Consider the following 3,892-nt stretch of genomic DNA (forward strand, 5'->3'; position numbering starts at 1 on the left):
ACGAAGAAAGGCCTGAACCTGGCCTTTCTGTCAAAGTCGGCTTACATGCAGCTTTCTGTTTTCCGAAACGCGCTTTGCCAAGTTACCCTAGAACAAGTAAATAACCAACAATACAACTCAAACATGGGGGTGTCTTATAAGCTAAGACACTCCCATATTAGTATTTCTGCCAATATTACTTGAGCAAACCCGACTTTAACGCTATGGTTGAACTGAGATTAGAAGATGTGTGCTATAACGTTATTCTATCTCAGATGATTAATTTACTTTGGAGGCTACTTATGAAACACGGCTATCTCATCACCAACATCATTTTGGCGGTGATCTTCATTTTACTATCTGCGGTTATTTTCCTGCGTAAAACGGATGGGGCGGGTCTGGCACAATCGCCGCATTTACGACTGGTCACATTCGTTGTGCTCGTTATCTTCTTTGCACTTATTTTAGTAGGTGAACTGATTGTGTTTGCCGTTTCACGTCGCAAGCAGGCATAGAGTTACTTATGATAATACTTGTTATTAAAAATGACCATCCAACAGCATTAGCGTGTCTTTAATGCTGTTGGATGGTCTTCTTTTTTTAAAAGTAGAAGCAGAATTTGATGAAGACCGTTTTTTAAGAAGAGTATCCACTTGATTTAGATGCTGAATTATTATTATACAATAAGCTATTATGCTTTTTTGGAAAGAATTTAAGTTACAAAGCGTGAAAGTATTACAAAATAAAAACTATATTTTTGAGGTTGTAAATATCAAAAAAACTAAAAAAATAATATCAGTTTTCAAATATTAAAGAGTATTTTTGGTATTGGAAATTTTTAATGTTCTGGAAAAAAGAGTGTTAATCCATCCTGATTTTAAATACTTGTTGGAGTTAAATTTTCGTGAACTATAAAACGATTAGTTTTTAATTAATTTGCTAAAATTTCCTCTTTTGACATTCATTTCCTTTTGTGAGAGACTCATGCCGTTATAATTTTACGTCGCTATCAAGCCAAAGGAGAATTAAATGCAAAATAAAATTTTAGATTTACAAAAGTTTGAAACTCGTAGCAAAGTGGGTCATAAAAAGTCACTTGTCAGTATTGCTTGTGGGAACGGGAGCACTGTGAGTTTATTTGCTTGTCCCGGCCACCCAGCTAAATAATAGGAGGATTTACTATCATGAAAAAAATTACCGAATTGCAGCGTTTATCTGAAACTGGGCAAGAGCCAGTAGCTGCCAGAATGTCCACTGTAAGTATTTCATTTTGTGGACGAAAAGGGCACTCAATTTGGAGCTTGACTTCATACTTTCTGTGCTAAATAGAAAATACAGTTAATGATTTAAACGTTTATTTTTAACTTGGAAGAATATTGTCTTTTATAAATTCACCGAAAGAGTCTGGATGTGATTATTGCCATTAATTACTTAATACGAATCAATCGATGGTGTGATAAATGATTAAAATAACTTTTATGAACTCGGATGATACGCATAGGCATTTTGCGTCTGCCAACTTTGTTCAAATAGCTGGGAAAAAATATTTAGCTACTGCTGCACACTGTGTCTTTGATCCATTGAAGCAGGAGATATCAAAAGATATCCGAATGAAACTTAGAGTGAACGGAAAAACTGAAATTGGTATTGTGACAGGAGTAAGTATAGATAACCGGTGGAAAGAACAAGGATTATTACGATTTGATAATGCGATTTGTTCTTTTAAATTTGAAAGTAATTTTGAGCCGTTTGCTGTCGAAACAGCATTTAATTATCTGCCTGAAAAATCTGATTCGGTCAGTATCGAGGGTGTGTCTGCTGGTCGGTTTTTCAATAAGTCAGTTGAGGCGATAGGGCATCCAGACTTATCTCTGTTAAAAAGTAATCAGATAGTAGGTATATCGGCAAAGATGAAACAAGGAGTTTCCGGTGGGCCATTATTTTCTAAGATTAACGGTGAAAAAAAACAAGTTGGTGTTATTACCGCTTCTTTACAAGAAGCCCCTGGATATATTTGGTGCACTGTTTGGAATCGTGAAGCATTTAATCTTGTGACATCGTTATGAAGATATTAATAAGTGATAAAGCGGAGGTAAATGATGGATATCCGGTATACGGACTTTCTTAATAAAGGGACAATTTTTTATTAACCAACCCAACATGAATCAAAACCTTATGATGCACCAGAAGTAGAGTTAGATGATTGGATTATTTCTAGTGATAAAGATTGGAAATATTATATTAATCGAACAAATAGCTTAGCTAAACAAGGTTGGAAGATTCACATTACGTCAACTTTAGGGGAAAGTCAGAACTGTCTGAACGTGGTTAGTAGTTGGTTAATTGCTAATCAGATTTCCTTTAAGTATGTTACCAATGTTCTAAATTTATTATCAAAGAATTCAAAATATGGCGATCGTGCATCTGCTGGTAAGTTTATTACGGTTTATCCTAAAAATACTCAAGAATTTTGCAGTGCGTTAAAGGGGTTAGCGGATTGCACTAGTGGATTTGCTGCAGGACCATATATTTTAAATGACAAGCAATGGTTTGACTCAAATGTCTTTTTTCGATATGGCGCATTTCAAGAAATGTACGCATTTGAAGACGGCCGAAAGGTTTTAGGAATTGAAAATTCTAAGGGGGTCATGGTTCCTGACATTCGGGCACCATATTACGTTGTGCCGGATTTTGTTGAAGAGCCAGGGATAGTTGTTCAAATGACCGCTATTCAGGACAAAAAGTATTCTCAGGTAGATACATCTAAATTTGATAAATATGATGTTGAATCTGCATTGCATTTTAGTAATGCAGGAGGCGTTTACAAAGTTAATTACGATACAAAAAATTTCGTAATGAAAGAAGGACGAAAGGAGGCAGGATTAGATCGATTAAATCGAGATGGATTTCAAAGGTTGAAGAATGAAGCTGAGGTATTACATAATTTACAGAAAAAAGATTACGTTGTAAATATGTATGATTATTTTGAGATTTGGGAAAATAATTACTTAGTTGAGGATTATCTGCAAGGTCGAAATTTGTCATATTTTGTAGCTGAGGATTTCCCTTTTTCTAATTTTCAAGATAAATTAAAATATACTGGGCAGGCATTAAAGATTATTCTGAGACTCAAAGATATTCTAGTCGATTTGCATAAGGATGGCTTTACTTTTGGAGATTTACAGCCAAATAACGTTATGATTTTAGACAATCATGATATTAAATTAATAGACTTGGAAACATCAACTCCAACGAATAAAGTCTATTATCCTGGATTGCAAACGCCAGGCTTCGTGCTTCAAAGTGCGCGTTCCTTTGAAGAGGCTGACTGGTTTGCTTTATGGAGAATAGCCAGATTCCTGTTCTTGCCAATCGAACCAATTTCAGATTTGACTGCAAGTATCGAAAAAAATCAGGATATTTCTATCGAAGAAAACTTTGGGAGTGCCATATCAAACCAGCTCAAATCTTTACAGACTTTTATTGAGAGTTTTGTTCAATTTCCAGAAAGTGCTTCAGGACTGTCAGCGCCGAGTTATCAGTTTAAAAATAATATCAAGGACACATTGACGTCTCAGCTAAGACAAGGATTAATAGAAAATATTGATTCAACGAGTGATTCATTGATACCGGGGGATATACGTCAATATACTGACGTATTCGGCTCACTATCTGTTGCCTACGGAGGATTTGGCGCTGTAATGGCTTTAAACAGAACTGGCGATTTACCTCAGGAAGCACGAACATGGGCTGTTGGAACAGCAAATAGGATTATAAATATGTCCGATCCAGATCTTCCAAAAGGGATGTTTAATGGTCTTTCAGGAATTGCAGAAGTTTTATTTGAAATTGGAGAAAAAAAGCTCTCCAAAATGATATTCCAAAAGTGCTTATCAGAAAAAGATAACGGGGA

At 35.5% G+C, this 3,892-nt stretch carries 5 protein-coding genes; all 5 read left to right on the plus strand.

Annotation, left to right across the window (positions count from 1 at the left end; translation table 11 throughout):
- Positions 1–183 (plus strand): hypothetical protein (locus tag JCM11969_RS19460; protein ID WP_225353348.1); only part of this gene is annotated, 183 nt, incomplete at its 5' end.
- A gap of 98 nt (positions 184–281) precedes the next feature.
- Positions 282–494 carry a DUF3923 family protein gene (locus JCM11969_RS16125; protein WP_054712863.1) on the plus strand — a complete coding sequence of 71 codons (213 nt, stop codon included), beginning with the start codon at positions 282–284 and terminating at the stop codon, positions 492–494.
- A 514-nt stretch (positions 495–1,008) separates the two neighbouring features.
- Positions 1,009–1,146: a class III lanthipeptide gene (locus tag JCM11969_RS20605; protein WP_156319412.1), complete on the plus strand. Its 138-nt coding sequence runs from the start codon at positions 1,009–1,011 to the stop codon at positions 1,144–1,146.
- A gap of 293 nt (positions 1,147–1,439) precedes the next feature.
- On the plus strand, positions 1,440–2,045 hold the full coding sequence (locus JCM11969_RS16130; RefSeq protein ID WP_054712866.1) for a trypsin-like serine peptidase: 606 nt from the start codon (positions 1,440–1,442) through the stop codon (positions 2,043–2,045).
- A gap of 174 nt (positions 2,046–2,219) precedes the next feature.
- Positions 2,220–3,892: class III lanthionine synthetase LanKC N-terminal domain-containing protein (locus JCM11969_RS16135; protein ID WP_500861341.1), on the plus strand; the 1,673-nt coding region annotated here is incomplete at its 3' end.

Source organism: Secundilactobacillus paracollinoides DSM 15502 = JCM 11969 (assembly GCF_001311135.1).
Taxonomy (GTDB): domain Bacteria; phylum Bacillota; class Bacilli; order Lactobacillales; family Lactobacillaceae; genus Secundilactobacillus; species Secundilactobacillus paracollinoides.

What these genes read in the sequence shown, in the direction of transcription:
- JCM11969_RS16125 (WP_054712863.1), top strand. Translation starts at nt 282, where the DNA reads ATGAAACACGGCTATCTCATCACCAACATCATTTTGGCGGTGATCTTC.
- JCM11969_RS16130 (WP_054712866.1), top strand. Translation starts at nt 1,440, where the DNA reads ATGATTAAAATAACTTTTATGAACTCGGATGATACGCATAGGCATTTT.
- JCM11969_RS20605 (WP_156319412.1), top strand. Translation starts at nt 1,009, where the DNA reads ATGCAAAATAAAATTTTAGATTTACAAAAGTTTGAAACTCGTAGCAAA.